At 41.9% G+C, this 389-nt stretch carries 1 pseudogene; it reads right to left on the bottom strand.

From position 1 onward, the window contains the following. Window positions 1-23 precede the first annotated feature (23 nt). Window positions 24-389 (bottom strand): annotated as a pseudogene (locus tag AS888_RS25295) (transposase); the annotation flags it as partial.

Below are 389 nucleotides of genomic sequence, written 5' to 3'. Positions count from 1 at the left end.
TTTGGGCTCTTCGAGCCACTATGTTAAGCCGTTTTAGGACCTTGCCATGTCCAAGTGGCCATCTTCTTTAAATTCATGGCAGCGAAAGTAAGCATCGCCTCATCGACAATTTTTTAAGTCCCCTTAAAGTAGTCCAACGCATACCATGCTTTTCTTTTGCATCTGCGAATACACGCTCAATCGTTTCTTTGCGTTTCGCATATATAGGTTTTACCTCTTGATGATGACGCAGATGATCTGCTTCTTCCACATATGCTTGCCAGATATGCCGTGTCACTACTTTTTAATAGTCTTTGCTTTCCGTACACCGTGATAAAAATGAGCATGTTGCACAAATTTGTTTGGGCGATTTGTACTCGCGATAGCCCTCTTTATTTGTTGTTGAGTAC

The sequence above is a fragment of the Peribacillus simplex genome (assembly GCF_001542915.1).
Lineage (GTDB): Bacteria > Bacillota > Bacilli > Bacillales > DSM-1321 > Peribacillus > Peribacillus simplex_B.
Note: the sequence above shows the minus strand (reverse complement) of the source record. Positions and strands in the feature narration are given on the sequence as shown.